Origin of the sequence: Streptomyces sp. NPDC002133, assembly GCF_040296405.1 — a bacterium.
Lineage (GTDB): Bacteria > Actinomycetota > Actinomycetes > Streptomycetales > Streptomycetaceae > Streptomyces.
Genome location: NZ_JBEOXF010000137.1, coordinates 1 through 2,265 on the forward strand (window position 1 = coordinate 1; position 2,265 = coordinate 2,265).

At 65.3% G+C, this 2,265-nt stretch carries 2 protein-coding genes; both read left to right on the forward strand.

Going from position 1 to position 2,265, the window contains the following annotated elements:
• Positions 1 to 197 precede the first annotated feature (197 nt).
• Complete coding sequence (locus ABT078_RS42415) at positions 198 to 584, forward strand: flavoprotein (protein WP_351237814.1); 387 nt, start codon at positions 198 to 200, stop codon at positions 582 to 584.
• Positions 585 to 1,145: 561 nt separating this feature from the next.
• Positions 1,146 to 1,457, forward strand: coding sequence for a hypothetical protein (locus ABT078_RS42420; RefSeq protein ID WP_351237812.1), 312 nt, complete (start codon positions 1,146 to 1,148; stop codon positions 1,455 to 1,457).
• The last annotated feature ends 808 nt before the right edge of the window (positions 1,458 to 2,265 follow it).

Genomic DNA, 2,265 nt, shown 5'->3' on the forward strand with positions numbered 1-2,265 from the left:
GCTTGGTGCTGGTCATGAGGGGGTGGTTCTCCTGTCGTGCCCTCTCAGGCTAACCCGCCGAAACGGGACGTCTCGCCAAAGGCTGACAGAGAGGGGCCATGGCCCTCGGCTGGCAGGTAGCCGTGACCCTGACCCCTAATGCCGGCCATTGACTGCGGGCGAACGGCGAACTGGACCGACTAGAAGCGGTAACTGGCCTGCCAGTCCGGGATACGCCTCGCCTACCGACCGAGGCTCGCCCACACCCTGTCGCCGACTGCTACGTCGTCGCCCCTGCAAGCGCGAACTACGTTGCCAAGCTCGCAGCGGGCATCGCAGACAACCAAGCACTGACGCAAGTGAGCGAGGCACTCGGCACGATCGGCGTCCCCATCGTGGTGTTCCCGCGGGTCAACGCAGCACACGTACGACACCCGGCGTGGGACAGGCATGTCGCCGCCCTACGAAAGGCGGACGTAGAGCTCATCCACGGCCCTGACGTCTGGCCACTCCATGAACCCCGCGAAGAGCCAGCAGACCGGCAACTCCCCTGGACCACGATCATGCACCACGTGACGGCCCGGGCTGCTCGACACCCGCTTTAGGAGTTCGATCGCTGGCCCTCAGCCTCAGGTACGCCTGGGGCTCCAACTGCCGTGTTGGGTCGCTCAAGGGTGCGGCTGTGCGTCGGTGTTGATGTCAGCCGTAGATGTCAGGACCGGAACGGCTCTGGGTGCGGGCAGACCTCCAGCGGGTCGCCCGGACGCTCCGCCCACTTCCACCAGACGCGTCGGCCGGAGCACCGCCACAGCATGCGGCAGGCTCGCAGGCCATCGCCCTCCCGGCGAGAGAGAACGAATCCGCCAGCCCTCAGGCGCTGATCGCAACCGCCCAATCTGGTGCGGCCGCCAGTGCTGCTGTGGTTGCGGTACCCCGCTGCTGTGCCGCTGACCGGACTGCCAGTCACTCCCTGGCCTATCCCTTCGTCTTCTTGAACGCGTTCAAAAGGCATGTCACTATGTGCTATGCCCTTCGTGATCACCACTCCCTGGCGCCGACTCGGCCGTGTGGGCTTGTGCCTCGCCGATGCCACCGGTCGTTACCTGCTGATCTGGGTGGCGGCATGGCTCGTTTATGCCCTCACGGCCCCTCGCCAGCACGAGCTTGTGTCCTACCCCCGCACCCGCTCGTACTGGGAGGACACCGCCTACTACCTGTGGGACGACTCCATTGCCGGGGTGGGGCTGGCTGTGGGCATCCCCTCTCTGCTGATAATCCTGCTGTTCGGGCTGCTCAACGAGCGCAAGGGGGCGGCATTCCGTATCCGTCTAGCGGGGCTGCTCCTCCTGCCCACATGGTTCTTGCTCTTCCAGAACTTCGTGGCGCTGCTCTTCGTCCCAGTCCTGGCGCAGATCGTCTTCGCGCTCTGCCTGATGCCGGTTCCCCTGGTTCGCTTCCCTGCAAAGGCCGCGAACTGATTGCCCAGGCGGGTGCGCGTCGAGTGGTGGCGGGTGGACGAGGCTTGCGGGTCGACGTACACAACCCCGGCTTCCCCGCGCAGGTGCGGATGCGAGGCGCCAACAGCACCTGAGCGATCTTGAAAACCGTCGTGGCAGCGATGTCACCGTGGGTTCAAATCCCACACCCACCGCAGGTGAACGGCCCCTGACCGGCCCATTCGGTCAGGGGCCGCCGTGTTATGCGGTGCCTGCTCGCCTCCGTGGTTCCCCCTGATTCCCCGCACGATCGGGCACGGAAGGGGCACGCCTCAGACGTCGACGCTTGCCCACTCAGCCCTGAGGTCCGCGCACACAATGCGTACCGTGGCGGTCGTTAGTCTCAGCTCGTGACTGCATCCGGCCTCGTCCGGCAGGACTTCGTCCAGGCGGACGGAGTTGAAGTCGGACAGCTCGATTGGCCCCCCGTCGTCAGACGTGATCTGAACGCTCTTGACTCCGCTGTACCGAATGGTGAGCACGTCCTCCTCGCATCCTGACCAGGCGAAATGGATCTCGTACTGCGCCAGTGGATCGGCAGCGGCGGGCAGTGCCTGGGGCCTCAGGTCCTTGATGCAGCGAGGGGCCGAGAAGTCGTAGTGCTCCGGATGTGAGGCGAAGGCACGTGCTCCGGGCGGAAGTGCCGGCAGCAGCTCCGGGAGCTTGGAAACGTACGGACTCGGGTCGTGCCAGAACGGAAGATTTCAAGTCCAGTGAGACGGTCGTAATGCTATGAGATTTGTGGTGCGGGTTCGCGGCGCTTGGCCGGGTCGTTGATCCAGGCGGTCTG